This window comes from Niveispirillum sp. KHB5.9, from assembly GCF_048066115.1.
GTDB lineage: Bacteria > Pseudomonadota > Alphaproteobacteria > Azospirillales > Azospirillaceae > Niveispirillum.
In genome coordinates, this window is record NZ_JBLTYX010000007.1 from 178,330 (window position 1) to 196,749 (window position 18,420).

At 64.8% G+C, this 18,420-nt stretch carries 15 protein-coding genes; 6 read left to right on the top strand and 9 right to left on the bottom strand.

Translation table 11 applies throughout. From position 1 onward, the window contains the following. Positions 1 to 21: 21 nt before the first annotated feature. The 5 genes from ACM9HJ_RS14330 to ACM9HJ_RS14350 all read right to left on the bottom strand — a co-directional run bounded on the left by ACM9HJ_RS14330 (position 22) and on the right by ACM9HJ_RS14350 (position 7,271). The gene (locus ACM9HJ_RS14330; RefSeq protein WP_416572418.1) at positions 22 to 2,514 is read right to left on the bottom strand and encodes an ABC transporter permease; all 2,493 of its coding nucleotides are present in this window, start codon (positions 2,512 to 2,514) and stop codon (positions 22 to 24) included. Between the two features lie 85 nt (positions 2,515 to 2,599). After that, positions 2,600 to 5,089 (bottom strand): ABC transporter permease, encoded by a 2,490-nt coding sequence (locus tag ACM9HJ_RS14335; RefSeq protein WP_416572419.1) that lies wholly within the window; start codon positions 5,087 to 5,089, stop codon positions 2,600 to 2,602. A 26-nt stretch (positions 5,090 to 5,115) separates the two neighbouring features. Further along, on the bottom strand, positions 5,116 to 5,796 hold the full coding sequence (locus ACM9HJ_RS14340) for an ABC transporter ATP-binding protein (protein WP_416572420.1): 681 nt from the start codon (positions 5,794 to 5,796) through the stop codon (positions 5,116 to 5,118). A gap of 46 nt (positions 5,797 to 5,842) precedes the next feature. Continuing rightward, the gene (locus ACM9HJ_RS14345; protein WP_416572421.1) at positions 5,843 to 7,105 is read right to left on the bottom strand and encodes an efflux RND transporter periplasmic adaptor subunit; all 1,263 of its coding nucleotides are present in this window, start codon (positions 7,103 to 7,105) and stop codon (positions 5,843 to 5,845) included. A 34-nt stretch (positions 7,106 to 7,139) separates the two neighbouring features. Further along, complete coding sequence (locus ACM9HJ_RS14350) at positions 7,140 to 7,271, bottom strand: hypothetical protein (protein ID WP_416572422.1); 132 nt, start codon at positions 7,269 to 7,271, stop codon at positions 7,140 to 7,142. A 308-nt stretch (positions 7,272 to 7,579) separates the two neighbouring features. Between ACM9HJ_RS14350 and ACM9HJ_RS14355 the strand changes: the two genes are divergently transcribed. Then, a complete protein-coding gene (locus ACM9HJ_RS14355; RefSeq protein WP_416572423.1) occupies positions 7,580 to 10,111 on the top strand; it encodes a flagellin in 2,532 nt (843 codons plus the stop codon). 5 nt (positions 10,112 to 10,116) lie between these two features. Here the strand turns inward: ACM9HJ_RS14355 and ACM9HJ_RS14360 are convergent, their stop codons facing one another. Next, a complete protein-coding gene (locus ACM9HJ_RS14360; protein ID WP_416572424.1) occupies positions 10,117 to 10,569 on the bottom strand; it encodes a DUF2948 family protein in 453 nt (150 codons plus the stop codon). Between the two features lie 253 nt (positions 10,570 to 10,822). Here ACM9HJ_RS14360 and fsa point away from each other — a divergent pair, with 253 nt between their 5' ends. From fsa to ACM9HJ_RS14380, 4 genes are all read left to right on the top strand, one after another. Further along, a complete protein-coding gene (gene fsa, locus ACM9HJ_RS14365; protein WP_416572425.1) occupies positions 10,823 to 11,503 on the top strand; it encodes a fructose-6-phosphate aldolase in 681 nt (226 codons plus the stop codon). A 40-nt stretch (positions 11,504 to 11,543) separates the two neighbouring features. Next, a complete protein-coding gene (locus ACM9HJ_RS14370) occupies positions 11,544 to 12,269 on the top strand; it encodes a DUF484 family protein (RefSeq protein WP_416572426.1) in 726 nt (241 codons plus the stop codon). Further along, entirely contained in the window at positions 12,266 to 13,210 is a 945-nt protein-coding gene (locus tag ACM9HJ_RS14375) for a tyrosine recombinase XerC (RefSeq protein ID WP_416572427.1), read from the top strand. The genes ACM9HJ_RS14370 and ACM9HJ_RS14375 overlap by 4 nt, the downstream gene beginning before the upstream one ends. A gap of 596 nt (positions 13,211 to 13,806) precedes the next feature. Further along, a complete protein-coding gene (locus tag ACM9HJ_RS14380; RefSeq protein WP_416572428.1) occupies positions 13,807 to 15,489 on the top strand; it encodes a methyl-accepting chemotaxis protein in 1,683 nt (560 codons plus the stop codon). 45 nt (positions 15,490 to 15,534) lie between these two features. Here ACM9HJ_RS14380 and ACM9HJ_RS14385 read toward each other — a convergent pair whose 3' ends face one another. The 3 genes from ACM9HJ_RS14385 to ACM9HJ_RS14395 form a co-directional block, all read right to left on the bottom strand. Continuing rightward, entirely contained in the window at positions 15,535 to 16,227 is a 693-nt protein-coding gene (locus ACM9HJ_RS14385; protein ID WP_416572429.1) for an aspartate/glutamate racemase family protein, read from the bottom strand. 82 nt (positions 16,228 to 16,309) lie between these two features. Continuing rightward, the gene (locus ACM9HJ_RS14390) at positions 16,310 to 16,726 is read right to left on the bottom strand and encodes a DUF2141 domain-containing protein (RefSeq protein ID WP_416572430.1); all 417 of its coding nucleotides are present in this window, start codon (positions 16,724 to 16,726) and stop codon (positions 16,310 to 16,312) included. Positions 16,727 to 16,851: 125 nt separating this feature from the next. Continuing rightward, entirely contained in the window at positions 16,852 to 17,391 is a 540-nt protein-coding gene (locus ACM9HJ_RS14395) for a GNAT family N-acetyltransferase (RefSeq protein ID WP_416572431.1), read from the bottom strand. Between the two features lie 242 nt (positions 17,392 to 17,633). Here ACM9HJ_RS14395 and ACM9HJ_RS14400 point away from each other — a divergent pair, with 242 nt between their 5' ends. Next, a complete protein-coding gene (locus tag ACM9HJ_RS14400) occupies positions 17,634 to 18,401 on the top strand; it encodes a TerB family tellurite resistance protein (protein WP_416572432.1) in 768 nt (255 codons plus the stop codon). The last annotated feature ends 19 nt before the right edge of the window (positions 18,402 to 18,420 follow it).

Genomic DNA, 18,420 nt, shown 5'->3' on the forward strand with positions numbered 1-18,420 from the left:
CCTCTCCCCTCTCTTCCACGCTTATTCGTACCGCAGGGCGCGTACCGGCCGCGCCTTGGCCACCCGTGCCGCATGCAGCCCCACCGTCACCCAGGCGATGGCCAGGGCCACGGCCCCCGCCGCCACGAACAGCAGCGGGTTCAGGTCGATGCGGTAGGTGAAATCCGACAGCCAGCGGTCCATGCAGAACCAGGCCACGGGCCAGGCGATCAGGTTGGCCACCAGCACGGGCTTGCTGAACTGCCAGACCAGCAGGCGCACGATGTCCGGCACCGATGCGCCCAGCACCTTGCGCAGCCCGATCTCCTTGGTCCGCCGCTCCGCCGTGAAGCTGGCCAGACCGTAGAGCCCCAGGCAGGAGATGAAGATGGCCAGGCCCGCGAAGGTGGCGAACATCTGCGAAATCTTCTGCTCGCGCTGATACTGGTTGGCGATGTTGACATCGAAGAAGCTGCGCTGGATGGGCCGGTCGGGCACCAGTTCCGCCCAGATACGGTCGACCTCGGCGATCACGTCGCTGAACCGCCCGGCCTTGGACCGGACCGCCATCGCGTGGTGGTTGCCATTATCGAAGATGTAGAAGGCCGCCCGTATCGGCTCATGCACCGACTTGAAGTGGAAATCCTCCACGACGCCGACGATGGTCCCGCGCAGGGTGCTCTGCGGTGAGTCGAATGACAGGACCTGTTCACCGACCGCCGCTTCCGGGCTGGCAAATCCAAGCGCCTGGGTGGCGCTGCGGTTCAGGATGATGCCGCCCGTCACCTCGATCGTGCCCGTGCCCTCGGGTGCCGGCTTGCCGTCCTGCATCCATTGCGGACGCTTGATGGCGTCGGTGCCACGGTCCCGATCGAACGTGCGGCCGGCAACCATGCGCATGCCCAGGGCCTCGAAGAAGCCATCACCGATCGTGTCCTGGCGCATCACCAGATCGGTGCCGACAGCCGCACTCGGGCGACGGATCAGGGTATTGTTCTCGCCCCCGTCACCGGGGATCGATCCGGCCATACCCGCCGCCTGCACGGCCCCGCTCTCGCGGATCATGTCCAGGAAGGTCTCGCGCTTCTCCTTCACGCCATCGGTGGTGAAATAGCCGATGATGACGACATTCTCCGTGTTGTAGCCCAGATCCTTGTGCTGGGCGTAGAGCAGTTGGCCATAGACCACGGCAGTGGCGACCATCAGCGCGATGGAGATGGCGAACTGCACGATGACCAGGGCCGTGCGCAGGCGCCCGGAACCACCGCCGACACCGGCACTGGCCCCCTTCATCACCTGGGCGGGGTTGAAGGAGGTGAGGAAGAAGGCCGGATAGGCGCCGGCCCCTACCCCCACCACCAGGATCAAGCCCAGGACGAGAGCACCCAGCAGCGGATCGGCGGCGACGTCCAGTGACAGTTCCTTGCCCAGGAAGGCGTTGAACCCCGGCAGTGCCAGTTCCACCAGCGCCAGGGCCAGGATCATGGCCATGATGGTCATGAACAGGCTTTCGCCCACGAACTGCGCCACCAGCTGCCCGCGCCGGGCGCCCACCACCTTTCGCACGCTGACCTCCCGCGCCCGCTGGGTGGCCCGCGCCGTGGCCAGATTGGTGAAATTGATGCAGGCGATCAGCAGGATCAGGAAGGCGATGGCGGTGAATGTCGCCACCTCGGTCCGGCTGATCCCCGGGACGATATCGCCGGCCATCGGGTCCAGATGCGCGCCCAGCAGCGGGCGCAGCGACGGAAAGGCCACCTCCGTCAGCTCGATCGGACCCTGCGGCGTCTGCAAGGGCAGGAAGGTGCGCTTCACCCAGTCGCGCATGCCGGCCAGCAGCGGTTCCACCCTGGCTCCCGGCTTCAGACGCAGGAAGGTCTGGTTGTTGGTGTTGCCCCAGTTGGCCTCCCAGTTGCGCATATGGGCAGCACTGGGTGAGGAATAGGGCAGCAGCACGTCGAACCGGATGCTGGTGTTGGTGGGCAGCTTGGCCACCACGGCGGTGACCTTGACCTCATACTTGTTGTCCAGGGTCAGCAAGCGGCCCAGGGCCGGTTCGTCACCGAAATATTTGCGCGCCACCGCCTCGGTCAGGACAATGGAGGACGGGTCCGTCAGCGCTGTGTGCGCATTGCCCGCCAGCAGGGGGAAGCCGAACATCTCCAGGAAATTGGCATCGACCACCGTCGTGTCTTCATAGAATTTGCGGTCGGCGGTGCGCAGGATCTGGCTGCCCCCGGTCATCCGGGTGAAGGCCTCCACCTCCGGATGCGCCTGGGTGAAAGCCTCGCCGAACCTGTGCTGGACATAGGCTCCCCGTTCCGGCTTGCGGCCCGGCAGGCGCCATTCCATGGTCGCCTGATAGATGCGGTCCGCATCCTTGACCATGTGGTCATAGCCGGTCTCGTTGCGCACATAGAGCAGGATCAGCAGGCAGGCGGCCAGGCCCACGGCCAGGCCCGACAGGTTCAGGACGGCGTGCAGGCGGTGACGCAGCAGGTTGCGCAGCGCCACCATCACCCAATTGCGAAGCATGTTCCCCCCCTCTTGGCAACCCCGTCCCTGAACAACGGAACCCTTGGCAGACCCGGTCCCCACCGGGTCTGCCAAGGGCGCTCACTCACTCGTACCGAAGTGCCGTCACCGGCTTGGCCTGGGCCACGCGGGCGGCGTGCAGGCCGACCGTCAGCCAGGCGATGGCCAGGGCCACCGCACCCGCCGCCACGAACAGCAGCGGGTTCAGGTCGATGCGGAAGGTGAAGCCGTTCAGCCAGTCATTCATGAAGTACCAGGCCACCGGCCAGGCGATCAGGTTGGCGACCAGCACGGGCTTGCTGAACTGCCAGACCAGCAGGCGGACAATGTCCGTGACGCTGGCGCCCAGCACCTTGCGCAGCCCGATCTCCTTCGTCCGGCGTTCGGCCGTGAAGCTGGCCAGACCGAACAGGCCCAGACAGGCGATCAGGATGGCCAGACCGGAGAAGGTGGCGAACATCTGCGAGGTCTTGGCTTCCCGCACATAGAGGTTCTGGATGCGGGTATCCAGGAACTCCCGCTGCACGGGCCGGGTCGGGTACATTTCCCGCCAGACGCGTTCCACGGCGGCCAGCGTCTTCTGGGTGTCGCCCGCCTTGATGCGGACCAGCACGTCGGTGAAGCTGCCATTATCGACATAGAACATGCCGGGCGCGATCGGGTCATGGACGGAGCGGAAGTGGAAATCCGCGATGACGCCGATGATGGTCAGCTTCAGCGTGCTGTTGCCGCCACCCGCCTCGAACTCCTTGCCCAGCGCATCCTCGTTGCTGGTGAAGCCCAGACGCTTCACGGCGGCCTCGTTCAGGATGACGGACGCGGCATAGGTCGGGCGTTCACCATTGTTGGCTGCCGGGGCGGCGCCGGGGGCCGGCGGCGGCGGCAGGACCAGCTGATCGGCCGGACGGTTGCGATCGAAATCGCGGCCGGCGACAAGCTGAAGGCCCAGGGTCTTCACATAATCCCAATCCACCGTGGCCTGGCGCAGAACCAGCAGCTGGTTGGGATCGGCACCGGGCATGCGCACATTGGTATTGTTCTCGTTGCCGTCACCCGGCGTCACGTCGGTACCGGCCGCATGGGAGACGCCGTCCAGCTTGGCCATGGTGTTGACCATGGTCTGCTGACGCTCCCGGTCGGCACCACGGGGGAAGCCGGTCAGGATGACGGTGTTTTCCTTGTCAAAGCCCAGATTCTTGTTCTGGGCATAGAGCAGCTGGCCATAGACCACGGTGGTGGCCACCATCAGCGAGATGGAGATGGCGAACTGCACCACCACCAGCGCCATGCGCAGCCGCCCCGATCCGCCGCCCACACCCGACGACGCACCCTTCAGCACGCGCGCCGGGTTGAAGCTGGACAGGAAGAAGGCCGGATAGGCACCACCGGCGATACCGACCACCAGCGCCAGACCCAGCAGGGCCGGCCCCAGCAGCGGATCGGTGAACAGGTTGAAGGTCAGTTCCTTGTCCAGGAAGGCGGAATATGCGGGCAGGGTCAGTTCCACCAGAGCGATGGACAGCAGCAGGCCGATCAGGGTCAGCAACAGGCTCTCCCCGATGAACTGCATGATGATCTGGCCGCGGCTGGCGCCCACCACCTTGCGCACACTGACCTCCCGGGCGCGCTGGGTGGCCCGCGCCGTCGCCAGGTTCATGAAGTTGATCGACGCGATGGCCAGCACCAGCACCGCCACCGCCGCGAAGGTCAGAATCTCGGCATAGGAGGTGGAGGGGCGCATGGAGGACTGCACCGGATCGGTGTGGATGTCCTTCACGTTGCGGATGCGCGGCGTGAATATCTCACCCAGGTTCACGCTGCCCTGGGGGGAATTCAACGTAGGCGCGGCCGTCTTGATCCAGGCCGGCAGGCGGGCGTTGATGGCGGCCGCGTCCGCCCCCGGCTTCAGCAGCAGATAGGTTTCACAGCAGATGCCACCCCAGTTGTTTTCCAACCCGCGCAGGGCGGTGCCCACGGCGGCATAGGGACGGATGATCTCCAGGTCGAAATGCGTGTCGGACGGCATGTCCGGGATCACGCCCGTTACCTTGGCCGGTTCCCCCCCGTCGATCTCCAGCGTCTGGCCCAGGGGATCGCTGTCCTTGAAATACTTCTTCGCCATGCTCTGCGTCAGGACGATGCCGTTGGGCTGGTCCAGCGCCGTCATCCGGTCGCCGCGCAGGAACGTGAAATCGAACATGCGGAAGAAGTCGGGATCGACCAGCCGCACCTGTTCGGAAAAGCTCTCGTCCCCGCGCTTGAACACGGTCGGGCTCTGCACGACACGGGCCGTCTTTTCGATTTCCGGGAAGCTTTCCTTCAGCGCAGCGGCTAGCGGCAGCATGGTGGAGGCGACATTGTCGGCCTGACGGCCCGGCAGCTGCGCCCGGATCACCACCTGGTACAGCCGGTCGGCATCGGTGAAGAAACGGTCATGCGTCGTCTCGTTGCGCACGAACAGCAGGATCAGCACACAGGTGGCCAGACCCACAGCCAGACCGGAAATGTTAATCGCCGAATAAAGCTTGTGTTTCAACAGGTTGCGGAACGCAACCATCAGGTAGTTCTTCAACATGGCGATACGCCCCCAACCCCGGGTGATTACGCTGCGCGCAGGTTCTCGGCCACGACCTGTCCGTCGAACAGGTTGATGATGCGCGTCGCGTACTGGGCGTGCGGCATGGAGTGGGTGACCATGACGATGGTCGTGCCCTCGGCGTTCAGGTCGGTCAGCATACGCATGACCTCGTCGCCATTGGCGCTGTCCAGGTTACCGGTCGGTTCGTCCGCCAGCAGCATCTTGGGCTTGGCGACCACGGCGCGAGCGATTGCCACACGCTGCTGCTGACCGCCGGAAAGCTGCTGCGGCAGGTGGCTTTCGCGGTGACCGATATTCACCTTCTCCAGGGCGGCCTTCACCCGCTCCTTGCGCTCGCGCGCCGGGATGTCGTGATAGAGCAGCGCCAGCTCGACATTCTCGAACACGGTCAACTCGTCGATCAGGTTGAAGCTCTGGAAGATGAAGCCGATATTCTTCTTGCGGATGTCGGCCAGCTTGCGCTCCCCGTACTTCGACACCTCTTCCCCGTTGAACCAGTACTGGCCGCCCGACGGCGTATCCAGCATGCCGATGATGTTCAACAGAGAGGACTTGCCGCAGCCCGACGGACCCATGATGGCGACGAATTCGCCATCGCGGACATGGATGTTCACGGAATTCAGCGCCGTGGTTTCCACTTCCTCGGTGCGGTAGGCCTTGATCAGATCAACCAGCTTCAACATCTCTTTCGTTCCTTCCTGCTGCTGCGTTTCGTAACGATTTATCGTTTCAATTCAGTTGGATGCGATCCATGCGGATCATGTCGCCATAGGCCGACGTGACCACCCGCTCACCCTTGTCCAGGCCGCTCTTGACCTCGATCACCTGGGCGTTGCGGCGGCCCAGCTGCACATTGCGCTTGGTGGCGTACTGGCCGTCGGAACCGACGACGAACAGCCAGGCGCCACCCGTGTCCTGATAGAAGGCGCCATTGGGGATCAGCAGCGCCGTGGTCGTGTCACCCAGCTTCAGGCGGAGCTGCAGGCTCTGGCCGGGGCGGATGTCCTTGGGCGCTTCGCTGGCGAATTCCAGTTCCACCCGGAACTGGCCGTCACGGACCTGCGGGAAAATCTTGGCGACGCGCAGGACGTAGTTGCCCGACCCGATCGCCACTTCCGCCGTCTGGCCCGTGGTCAGGCGTGGCAGGTAGAATTCATCGACCTGGGCCACAACCTTGAACCCGTCCATGCGGTCGATGCGGCCCAGCCGCTCGCCACGGGTCTTGTTCTGGCCGACCTCGGCTTCCAGCGAGGTCAGCTGGCCGTCGACCGGTGCCTTGACGATCAGATTGTCCAGGTTGCGGCGGGCGAATTCCAGGTTCTCCTGAAGCTTGCCCGTGCTCTCCTTCAGCTTGCCGAACTGTTCATCGCGCAGCCGGTCGGTGACGGTCTGCGTCTCCTTCAGCACGTCACGGCGGCGCTGGAGATAGGTGTATTCGTCCTGGGCCTCGTCATACTGCGCCTGGCTGATGGCCTTGCTCTTGATCAGCTCTGCCCGACGGTCCAGCGTGCGCTTCAGCTGCACCAGCTTGTATTCCACCTCCACCAGGTTCTGGCGGTTGTTCAGGCGGGTGACCTCAAGGTTCAGTTCGACTGTGCGCAGCTGGTTCAGCTGCTCGATCACCTGGGCCTCACGGCTGATCACTTCCAGCTGCAAATCGGTATTGGTCAGTTCCAGCAGGGGCTGGCCGGCCTTCACGAACTGACCGGCCTCGGCGAAGCGGCGCTCCACGCGGCCACCTTCGACACTGTCCAGGAAGATGCTGGTCAAGGGTTCGACCGAACCGCGCACCGGGATGAAATCCTCGAACTGGCCCTGGTTGACGGTGGAAACGATCAGGCGGTCTTCCGCCACACGCACCGTCTGTCCACCTGTGCCGCCCAGCGCCAGATAAAGGCCGCCGGCACCCACCAGCAGGGCAACGGCGGCAACGGCGATGGCCTTCTTATGCTTCTGCAAACCCGTCTTTTCGATCCGGCGATCCATCGCCATGATGCCACTCCCTACCCTGAAATCCGTTCGTGCGTCAGGCCAGCCAGTTGATGGCCAGAACCAGAGCCAGGGCCCCCAGCCACAGGTCGGGATGGACGCTCAGCACCGCATCCTCCACCCGGTCCAGAAGCACCGCTTCATCGCCCATCGTTTCCATCTGGCGCATGATCTTCGCATCCCGTTGCCGCCGGTCTCGTTCCCGGCATTCCACCCCGGTAATGGCAACCGGCGTGCCAACCATCATTGCATTGATATTGAACGGAAAAGTTCGCCGCGCCCGTTGTCCGGAAATGAACAGTGTCCGTTTTCGGACAGGTGCGGAAATCAAAGACGGACACTGGACGTTTCATCGCTTTTTAGGTAAATCTATATGGTTAAAGTTGGCAGGAAGAATTCCTGGGGCTTTGATGTCGGTTTCAGCGATGGGGCCGGCCCCGTAACGTCAGCCTAAAGGGCGGCACAGGTATGGTGGACATGTCGGTCAATTTGCCGGCATCTCTGCGCAGCACGACCATGATGCTGCGAACCCTGACGGCTGACCAGAATTCGGCGCTGAAGCGGCTGGCCAGCGGGCAAAAGATCAACAGCGCCATCGAAGGCCCCCAGCAATTCTTCAAGGCCCGCGACCTGAACCAGAAGGCGGGCGACCTGGACAAGCTGAAATCCGGGATCGCGCAGGCCATCTCCACCTTGCAGGCCGCCAGCAAGGGTGTTGAATCGGTGAAGGCCATGATGGATCAGGCGCGCGGCCTGACCTCCGTCGCGCTGTCGACGCTGGACAACACGCCGGGCGCCATCGCCGCCCGCAAGAGCCTGGCCGAACAGTTCAACACCATCCTGGAGAAGGTCGACGAAATCGTCGGCGACAGTTCCTATGGCGGCAAGAACCTGCTGCGCGCCCAGCCGGCCACATATTCCGCCACCGATGAAAGCCTGCGCGAGGCGGCGGAGATCACCGGCATCACCAAGGTCGAGATGACCGGTGTCATCCGCAATGATGATTACCGGATAGAGGTGCTGGGCGGCGGCGACATCACCGGCGAGGCCGCCGATATCGTGGCGACGCAGGATGCCATGGGCCTGGCGCAGCTGACGGTGGGCGGCGTCAACAGCCTGACCGCCGGCCGCATGGACAATATCAAGTTCGAACTGCACGGCACACCGGGCCGCGATGCCCGTCTGGTTGTGCTGGACGGGGATGAGAGCTGGACGACATCGCTGACCCAGGAACAGCTGATCGCCGCCGCCGATAGCGGCAACAAGATCCAGCTGACGCACGAATTCCGGTCCGGCGCGCAGATCAACATGCTGGTCGATGGCAACAGCATGCGGAACGCGCTCCAGCCCGCCGGCGTGGTGAAGGCGGAGGTCCGGCGGGACATCGACCTAAGCATCAGCGTCACCAACAACAAGGGTGTCACCATCACCCGCGACGCCTCCACCCAGGATTCGTCATCACGCCTGCGCGAGGGGGAGAACAGCTTCCGTTTCGACGAAGGCACGGTGCGCCTGTCCATCGACCCGGCGCGCATCCAGGATGCCGCCATCGTCACGGGGGGCATCTATGGCAATCTGGGCGTGCTGAAGAACGCGCTCACCCGGGGGCCGGCGGTCACGCGCGACCTGGAAGACAATACCGTGCGGCTGGAGGTGGAGAAATACGGGTTCGGCGCCAATGCCGTGGCCCTGAACCAGTATGTGAAGCCCGGTGGGCAGGGCGCCACCACCTGGTCCTACAGCGATACGACAAGCGGTACCGTCATCATCGGCGGGAACGATCCGCTGGCCAGCACGGCGGCGGCGGGCATCCAGCCCGGGTCCCTGGCGGGCGTCACCAGCAGCGCCACCTTCGTCGTCAACCGCAATCCGGGCCAAGGTGGGCTGTCCACGGTGGCCGATGGCGACTGGGACGATGGTGAACTGACCAATCCCTATGTCCGCGGCTGGCAGCGCAGCGTGGAACTGAACGTGGTCTACGGCGAGACCATCAATGGAAAGCGCACCGTTTCCGTCACCGACGGCCTGGGGGGCAAGTTCAACGGCACGGTGGAGGACAAGGGTGACGGTCAGCCCAGCGTCATCCGCCTGTCCGGCGGCGTCAACAATGGCGCGACCATCGGCCTGTTCCACAAGGATGCCACGGCCGGCTCCCGTACCATCGAGATCTATACCGGCCAGGATTCATGGGTCACGGCCAGCGATGCCGCCTCCATGCAGCAGGTGAATTTCGACGACATCCCCGATTGGACCGGCTTCCGCGTGGATACGGCCCTCAACATCTCCGTGGGCGGGCCGGACAGCGCCGGTGTCGGGTCCCGCAACATCATCATCACCCAGACGTCGATCGATACCGGCGAGGTCGGGACGGAGATCATCCCGATCGGCAATGCCGGCTTCACCGACCTGATCCATACGCTGACCACCGGCCCCAATGCCGGGGCCAAGATCCATTTCGACGTGCCGGGCAATGGCGTCGACCTGAACTATCGCGTCGCCGCCATGCGGACCACGCCGTTCCAGGCCACCACGCTGGTGGTGCGCAGTGCTGCGGACGGGGAGACGGCCACCGTTTCCACCCGGCAGAACAGCGTGGCGACGCCGGAGAACGACCTGACCGTCAATTTCAACGCCGATGGCAGCAGCGCGCTGGACATCAAGGCCGTGCGGGTCGATAGCGGTCCGCTGGGCCTTGGCGTCGACCGGTCGGCCAATGGCTGGCGGGACCGCAGCGACGTCTATGTCGCCATGCAGGACCTGACGCGGGCCGATGCAAGGCTGGAAACGGCCACGCGCAGTCTGCAGGTCAACATGGACATCCTGGGTGCGCGCGATACCTTCTCGTCGGAATTCTCCACCGTGCTGCGCAGCGGTGCGCGCAACCTGATCGCCACCGACGAGCATGCGGAAAGCGCCCAGGTCCTGACCGCCAATGTCCGCAGCCAGCTGGCCACCACCATGGTCAGCCTGATGGTCCAGCAGCAGCAGCGGATCCTGGGGCTGTTCTAAGAATATCAGTCCAGATCGTGTTCGGGCCGGCGCGCAGCGGGCCAGGCCTCACCCTGGTCGGCGATGCGGCATTCGATCCCTGCTCCCTCCAGCCTGATGTCCGCCCCGCCCGACAGGCGCAGCAGCACCGCCCCTGCCGCCGCCTCCAGTGCCAGCAGCGACAGGAAATGGCCGCGCCGACGCAGGTCGATTCCCCGGCGGCGTACGGAAGTGACACCGGTGAAACGCACGGCGCACTGGATGCGCGTCGCCCCCTCCCCGCCCTCGTCCGGCGTGGGGCCGCCATCGGGCGCCGGGCCTTCCCACTGGAATCGGCTGGCCATCATCACGAACAGCTGGTCGTCCGGCAGATAGGCGATGTCGGCGATGGGGATGATCGCGTCCTGCAACAGGGCGGAAACCACCCGGAGATCATCCGCATCCACCGCCCGAAGCCGCATCGCCGCAACCATGTCCATTCTCCGTTCCGCCCCGGGGGTCAAATTACGGGCCGCGCGCCCGCTTGCCAAGGGCAAGCCCTTGAAGCGGCGGCCCGGTTTTGTCAGAATCCCCGCCGCCGGCCACCCATGCGCGCGGACGATATCGCCCGCGCTGGCGACGGGGGCGGGATATTGATAGTTTCCCGGCACGCCCGGGCGCCGTCCGGGCACCCGATCCCGCGTCCGGGCACCTGCCCGGATACCCAGACCCAGCCCGTCAGGACCCGATCCCATGAAGTTCTTCGTCGATACCGCCGATCTCGCCGAAATCCGCGACCTGGCCGACACCGGCCTGCTGGACGGCGTGACCACCAATCCCTCCCTGATCGCCAAGGCCGGCCGCAACTTCGTCGAACTGATCGGCGAGATCTGCGATGTGGTCGAAGGCCCGGTCAGCGCCGAGGTGGCCGCCACCGATTTCGACACGATGCTGAAGGAAGGCCGCCATCTGGCCAAGATCGCGTCGAACGTGGCCGTGAAGGTGCCGCTGACGCCGGCCGGCCTGAAGGTCTGCCGCACGCTGGCCAATGAAGGCACCATGGTCAACGTGACACTGTGCTTCTCCGCCGCCCAGGCCATCCTGGCCGCCAAGGCCGGCGCCGCCTTCATCTCCCCGTTCGTCGGGCGCCTGGATGATATCGGCCAGAACGGCCTGGGCCTGATCCAGGAGATCGTGGAGATTTATTCCAACTATTCCGCCTTCACGACGGAAGTCCTGGTCGCCTCGGTCCGCAACCCGATCCATGTGGTGGAATCGGCCCGCATGGGCGCGCATGTCGCCACCATGCCGCCCAATGTCATCCGCCAGCTGGCCGGCCATGTCCTGACCGACAAGGGCCTGGCGCAGTTCGTGTCCGACTGGGCCAAGACCGGCCAGACCATCCTGGACCAGCCCCTGCCCAAGCGCGGCTGATCACAGTTTGTAGATTGACAATAATAAGGAAAGGCCGCCCATGAGCACCGGACCCGGACAGATCGCCACCAACCCGATGGATGAACTGACGGCCGATGACGTGGCGGCCTTTCTGCTGGAACATCCCGACTTCCTGGCGCGGCGGCCGGAGCTGCTGCGCCATCTGCTGTCGCCCGCCGCCCCGGAGCGGGGCCAGGGTATCGTCGATATCCGCGAACGCATCCTGGAAAAGCTGCGGGGAGAGGTCGGACGCCTGTCCGACCAGCAGCAATTGCTGGTCGACACCACCCGCGCCAACATGATGAACCTGCGGCGTGTCCATGCCGCCGTCCTGCATCTGCTGTCCTGTCGCGGGCTGGAGGCGATGGTGCAGGCCATCACCGGCGATCTGGCCGTGCTGCTGGACCTGGACGCCGCCAATCTGGTGGTGGAACAACCCGCCGGCCCCGTTGCGACGATCGGTCCGGCCGGCCTGGGCATGGCCCATCACGGAACCATCAACCGCGTCATGGGCCGCGCTGACGTGGCGCTGCAATCCGATATCCTGGGCTCCATCGAGGTCTGGGGGCACCAGGCCGGGCTGATCCGCAGCCAGGCGCTGGTCCGTCTGCGCCTGGGCGATGGGGAAGAGGCCGGCCCCGCCCTGCTGGCCTTCGGGTCGGCTGATCCCGACATGTTCCATCCCGGACAGGCCACCGACCTGCTGCTGTTCCTGTCGGGGGTGGTGGAACGGGTCATCGCCGCCTATCTGGACCCGGCCTGGTGACCGCCAGCCTGGGATTTGCGGCGCAGGCCGACCTTCTGGACGCCATCGACAAATGGCAGCGCTGGCTGGCGACGGAGAAGGGGGCCGCCGCCGCCACCATCCGCGCCTATAATATCGACCTCGCCGGCTTCCTTTCCTTCATGGCGCAGTATCGCGAACGCAAGCCTGGTCTGAACGACCTTGGGTCGCTGTCCCTGGCCGAACTGCGGGCCTGGCTGTCCGACCGCGCCATGGATGGGGCCGGGGCCGCCACCCGTGCCCGGTCCATCGCCGGGGTGCGCAACCTGTTCCGCTGGCTGGACCGCAACGGCATCGTCCACAATCCGCATGTCGGTGCCCTGAAAGCACCCAAGCTGAAGGCGTCCCTGCCCCGGCCTCTGACGGCACCCGACGCCGCCACCTTGCTGGACGAAGCGGCGGGCCTGCCCGATGCCCCCTGGGTGGGCCTGCGCGACCGTGCACTGTTCACCCTGCTCTATGGCTGCGGCCTGCGAATCTCCGAAGCGCTGAACCTGAACCGTGACGACCTGCCACCCGGGTCGGGCAGCGTGCGCGTGCTGGGCAAGGGGTCTAAGCAGCGGCAGGTACCGGTGCTGCCGGCCGTGCATCAGGCGGTCGCCCATTATCTGGCAGCCTGCCCCGTGCCAGCACCCGATGATGGCGCCCTGTTCCTGGGCAGCCGCGGGGAACGGTTGAACGCGTCGGTGGCGCGCCGGCAGATGCAAGCCTTGCGCGGTCAGTTGGGCCTGCCCGACAGTGCCACGCCCCATGCGCTCCGCCACAGCTTCGCCACCCACCTGCTGGGCAGCGGGGCGGACCTGCGGGCGATCCAGGACCTGCTGGGCCATGCCAGCCTGTCCACCACCCAGCGCTATACCGATGTCGATACCGAGAAGTTGCTGGCCGTCTATGACCAGGCGCATCCACGCGCACGCGGATAGGATACCGGTTCAAGCGGCATGGCGCCGCACCACAGCAAAGGATGGGAGCATCAGTTCCCGCTGATCTCCGGGTCAGCAGCAAGTGACCGCCATGGGAACGCTTCGCGCTCTGCTTGCGAATACTTGTCCACCGGACAGTCCTCACCCTCAGCCTCTTCAGGCACCGACAAAATCCATTCGCAGCCCCGGATCGGCATGCGCGACCCGCATAACAGACTATGCCGCACCCTTCCCGTTTCTCGCTCCGAATTATCGGCGCCGACAGCCAAGAACGCGGATAACAAATTGTTTTTATTAAGCATTATATACCAAACCATCGTAGAGGGCCGATCAGTATATCACATCATCGATTAAAAATTAGGCAATCCCCGGAAGCCCGCAGCCTGCCATGCGCAGGCACATTTACCGGCGCATTAGCCACAGACTTATCCACAGATTCTGGGGAGATCGTGGATACGCCTAGGGTTGAGGCAAGTTACCGGGGCGTTCGCCTTCCATCGCGTAAAATGGCTATCCCGCAGCATAGATTGTTGGTGCATTGCACGCAGGCGTATGGAATCGGGATCACCCCCACACAAAGCCATACGGTGACTTCCATGCTGAAGAATCTCACAATCAGGACCCGGGTCATCGCTGCTTTCGCGGGGGTGCTGTTTTTGACCCTTGCGCTCGGAATATTCTCTTTGACGAGGCTCAATGCCGTCGCGGAAGATTCCAGAGTATTGAGCGCCGATGCCATGCCATCGATCAAGGCACTAGCCTTGCTCAATTCAGAAGCCCTGCGGACACGCAGCCTTCAACTCCAGCATGTCATTTCTCTCGATGACAAGGACATGCAGGTGGTGGAAAGCCAGATAGATGAACGGACCAAGCAACGCGACCTGGCTGTCACCGCCTATGAGAAGCTGATTTCCCTGCCTGAGGAACGGCCGCATTTCGCCAAGCTCCAGGAACAGTTGGCGACCTGCAACGCCATTTGGGCGAAGCTTGTGGTTCTGTCGCGTGCCAACCAGCAGACCCAGGCGATAGTCATGGTCCGGGATGAAATGGCCCCGATATACGTGGCCATGGTGAACACAATGAATGCGCTGGTCGATGTGAATCAGAAGAATGCAGCCAACGCCGCAGCCACGATCGAGAGTTCCGTTTCGTTCGGTCAGATCAGTGTCGGCATTGTGCTGGCCATTGCCATCGCCGCATCGGTCGGCGCTGGCTGGTCTTTGGTCACGGGTGTAGTGAAGCCGGTTAACGGCATGACGGACACAATGAACCGTCTGGCCAGGCATGAATTGACCGTCGCCGTCGAGGGCGGCAACCGGGGTGACGAGATCGGCGACATGGCCCGCGCGGTGCAGGTGTTCAAGGACGGCCTGATCCAGGCCGACCAGCTGGCCGAAGCGCAGAAGCAGGAGCAGGCCGCCAAGGAGGCCCGCGCCGCCCGCATCAACGACCTGATCCAGGGCTTCGACACCCAGTCTTCGGCCGTGCTGCGCACCGTCAGTTCCGCCGCCACCGAACTGGACGCCACCGCCCAGAGCATGAGCGCCATCGCCGAGGAGACCAACCGCCAGGCCGCCGCCGCCGCGGCCGCCGCCGAGCAGACCACGGCCAACGTCCAGACCGTGGCCGCCGCCGCGGAGGAGATGACCGCCAGCATCACCGAGATCAACGCCCAGGTCACACGTTCCAAGACCATATCCGACCGCGCCTATGCCGAGGTCCGCCAGACCGACGGCACCGTCGCCGGCCTGGCCGAGGCAGCCGGCCGCATCGGTGCCGTCGTCCAGCTGATCCAGGACATTGCCGGACAGACCAACCTGCTGGCGCTCAACGCCACCATCGAGGCCGCCCGCGCCGGCGAGGCCGGCAAGGGCTTCGCCGTCGTCGCCAGCGAGGTCAAGGCCCTGGCAAACCAGACCGCCAAGGCCACAGAGGAGATCGCCGCACAGGTCACCGCCGTGCAGCAGGCAACCGACAGCTCCGTCGGCGCCATCCGCTCCATCGGCACCACCATCCAGTCCGTCTCGGAGATCGGCACCTCCATCGCCGCCGCCATGGAGGAACAGGGTGCATCCACCTCCGAGATCAGCCGGAACGTCTCCCAGGCCGCCATGGGAACCCAGGAGGTCAGCGCCAACGTCAACCAGGTCACCGAGGCCGCCGCACAGACCGGCGCATCCGCAACACAGGTCCTTGGCGCCGCAAGGGAACTCTCCCAGCAATCCGAACTCCTCAGGACACAGGTCGAACGCTTCCTCGCCGATATCAGGGCCGCGTAGCCAAACTGCCGGACGGCAGCGCCGGCGATCGAGGGGCGTCAAGCATCAGGCCGCCATCGCCCAATCGGCGATGGCGGCCGCGTGCAGCCCGGTAGTGTCGAACAGGGGCAGGTCCATGTCCTGCGGCCGGACCAGCATCGTGATCTCCGTACAGCCCAGGATCACCGCCTGGGCACCCTTGTCCCGCAGCCCCCGGATAATGCCGGCATAGAGGACGCGGCTGTCATCGCGCACCAGGCCGCGGCACAGTTCCTCATAGATGATCCGATGGATTTCCGCCCGTTCCGCCGCTTCAGGTATCAGGACGGACAGGCCGGCCGCGGCCAGCCGGTCGCGATAGAAATCCTGTTCCATGGTGAAACGGGTGGCCAGCAGGGCCACGCGCGACAGGCCGGCGGCACGGATGGCCTGCGCCGTCGGATCAGCGATATGGATCAGCGGCAGGCCGGTGGCGACCGTCACCGCATCCGCCATCTTGTGCATGGTGTTGGTAGCGATCGCCAGTGCCTGCACGCCCGCCGCTTTCAGGTCACACCCGGCTTCCACCATCATGGATGTCAGCCCGTCCCAGTCGCCGGCCGCCTGCATCGCCGCCACCGGTGCGAAATCCACCGAGTGGATCAGCAATGGCGCCGATGACAGGCCGCCCTTCGCCGCGCGCACCCGTTCATTGACCAGCCGGTAGTAGAGCTGGGTCGATTCCCAGCTCATGCCGCCGATGATGCCGATGCGCCGCATGAGAAACCTGCCTGACGATGGAGAGGTTCTTCCCTTCGCCCAGGCGGGGCTTTGCCGCAACGGGGAACTTGTCCTCCCCACATCAATCCAGCTCCAGTTCCAGGGTCAGGGGCTTGTCCGCCACCTCCACCCTGGCATCGATGAAGACGGGCGGACCCATGAAACCCTTGGCGCCGCGGCTGACGGCCCAGGGTTCCGACGGCGCGCCGAACGTGCCGCGATCCAGCTTGGTATTGTCGTTCAAATCCTGGAAGGCCGTGGCGGCATAGGCACCGGGCGGCACATCCTTGAAACTGATGGTGAGCGTGTCCTTATGGGCCGCCGCCTTTTCACGCAAGGTACAGCGTTTCAGGAACTCCGCTTCGGTGCAGAGCTGGGCAAAGACGGTCCGGCCATCGGGCTCGGCGTCGCTGATGACCAGGATGACATCGGCCGCCCGGCTGCTGAAGAGGGGAGCGGCAACGGCCAGGGCGAGCATGGTGAAAGCGGCGGGGCGCATGGGATGAGGCGTCCATGAAGGTTGCGGATGCCGCCTGCATCACCCTTACAGCCTCTCCGGTAAACAGCCCCTTCGCACAACTGAACGGCCGCTTCGCGAAACCGGTTTCGCGAAGCGTGAAACGGTCAGGCGGCGCGCGGCAGGGATGCAGGTTCCAGCATCATGGTCAGCGCCGTGCCACCCTGGTCCATGGCTTCCAGCGCCAGGGAGAAGGCGTCGGCCGGGGCCAGCTTGAAATCGCAATGCACCTCGCCCCCGTCGAAGCGGGTCAGCGCCTCCAGGCGGCCGGCGATGCGCAGCATGCGGTGATTGTCACCCAGGCAGTAAAGCTCGATGCCCTTCATGCCCCGATTGCGGGCCATGGTGAAGGCACGGCGGACCAGCATGCCGCCCAGACCCTGGTTCTGCCAGCCCGCCTCGATGGAAATCGCCAGCTCGGCACGGCCGCCGCCGAAGCGCAGTTCCACGGCACCCCGCACCTCCCCTTCGACGATCGCGGCCAGAACGATGGCACGGCTCCAGTCGATACGGTCCACATGTGCGGTTACGGCCGCATCGCACAACCCGCCCATGAAACGGGCACGGCGGTCGGATGCCGGTAGGCGCAGGAGATGGACGGCGTAGCGGCCGGCTTCGGACGGCAGCAGGGGACGGAACACGGTCATCGAAACAACCCTCGGCGGAACCAGAAGATGGACGCATCCCCTTCGGTGTCCCCTCCCCGAGGCATTCCCGGCTTTGCGCGGGATCGTTCTTGTGCGCTGCAATATAGGCGTGGGATGCCGGTCTGTGAAGCTTTGGGCAGCCATGCCGAAATGGCGGTCCTTACCAAATACCTACCATCATCATTGCATCGCAATCCCTACCCGCTATCTTGGCGCGGGTCGAAGCGGACAGGCAGTCAATCATGAGCATCTGGGGCAAGGTCATCGGCGGGGCGGCGGGTTTCGCCATGGGCGGGCCGCTGGGTGCCCTGCTGGGTGCATTGGCGGGCCATGCCGTCGATGAATATCGCGCCACCGAGCAGGTGCCGCGCGGCACGGATGAACAGGGCCGTCCCGACCAGACGCAGACCATCGCCTTCACCGTCGGCGTCATCGTGCTGTCGGCCAAGATGGCCAAGGCCGACGGCGTCGTCCACCGGGTGGAAATCGACGCTTTCAAGCGCGTCTTCCATGTGCCCGACAACGAGATCCGCAATGTCGGCCGCCTGTTCGACGCCGCCAAGCGCGACAGCGCCGGGTTCGAAACCTATGCCAGGCAGCTGGCCCAGATGTTCCAGGACCGGCCGGAGGTGCTGGAGGAATTGCTGGCCGGCCTGTTCCATATCGCCGTGGCCGACGACATCGTGCATTTGGCCGAACTGGCCTTCCTGCGCCGTGTGGCGGAAATCTTCGGCTTCCCGCCCGACGAATTCGAACAGGTCTGGCGCCAGCATGGCACGCGGATCGAAGGCGGCAGCGCGCCGGAGGACGATCCCCACGCCATCCTGGGCGTGCCCCGCGACGCGAATTTCGCCACGGTGAAGGCCGCCTATCGCAAGCTGGTGCGCGAGAACCATCCCGACGCCCTGATCGCCAAGGGCCTGCCGCAGGAATTCATCGATCTGGCGCAGGAAAAGATGGCCGCCCTGAACGCCGCCTATGAGCGGATCGAACGGCAGCAGAAGAAATAAAATAAGGCCGCCATCCAGT

Bases quoted from the DNA above. Each gene is read 5' to 3' on its own strand.
- ACM9HJ_RS14330 (WP_416572418.1), bottom strand. From the start codon at position 2,514: ATGCTTCGCAATTGGGTGATGGTGGCGCTGCGCAACCTGCTGCGTCAC.
- ACM9HJ_RS14335 (WP_416572419.1), bottom strand. From the start codon at position 5,089: ATGTTGAAGAACTACCTGATGGTTGCGTTCCGCAACCTGTTGAAACAC.
- ACM9HJ_RS14340 (WP_416572420.1), bottom strand. From the start codon at position 5,796: ATGTTGAAGCTGGTTGATCTGATCAAGGCCTACCGCACCGAGGAAGTG.
- ACM9HJ_RS14345 (WP_416572421.1), bottom strand. From the start codon at position 7,105: ATGGCGATGGATCGCCGGATCGAAAAGACGGGTTTGCAGAAGCATAAG.
- ACM9HJ_RS14350 (WP_416572422.1), bottom strand. From the start codon at position 7,271: ATGCGCCAGATGGAAACGATGGGCGATGAAGCGGTGCTTCTGGACCGG.
- ACM9HJ_RS14355 (WP_416572423.1), top strand. From the start codon at position 7,580: ATGTCGGTCAATTTGCCGGCATCTCTGCGCAGCACGACCATGATGCTG.
- ACM9HJ_RS14360 (WP_416572424.1), bottom strand. From the start codon at position 10,569: ATGGACATGGTTGCGGCGATGCGGCTTCGGGCGGTGGATGCGGATGAT.
- fsa (WP_416572425.1), top strand. From the start codon at position 10,823: ATGAAGTTCTTCGTCGATACCGCCGATCTCGCCGAAATCCGCGACCTG.
- ACM9HJ_RS14370 (WP_416572426.1), top strand. From the start codon at position 11,544: ATGAGCACCGGACCCGGACAGATCGCCACCAACCCGATGGATGAACTG.
- ACM9HJ_RS14380 (WP_416572428.1), top strand. From the start codon at position 13,807: ATGCTGAAGAATCTCACAATCAGGACCCGGGTCATCGCTGCTTTCGCG.
- ACM9HJ_RS14385 (WP_416572429.1), bottom strand. From the start codon at position 16,227: ATGCGGCGCATCGGCATCATCGGCGGCATGAGCTGGGAATCGACCCAG.
- ACM9HJ_RS14390 (WP_416572430.1), bottom strand. From the start codon at position 16,726: ATGCGCCCCGCCGCTTTCACCATGCTCGCCCTGGCCGTTGCCGCTCCC.
- ACM9HJ_RS14395 (WP_416572431.1), bottom strand. From the start codon at position 17,391: ATGACCGTGTTCCGTCCCCTGCTGCCGTCCGAAGCCGGCCGCTACGCC.
- ACM9HJ_RS14400 (WP_416572432.1), top strand. From the start codon at position 17,634: ATGAGCATCTGGGGCAAGGTCATCGGCGGGGCGGCGGGTTTCGCCATG.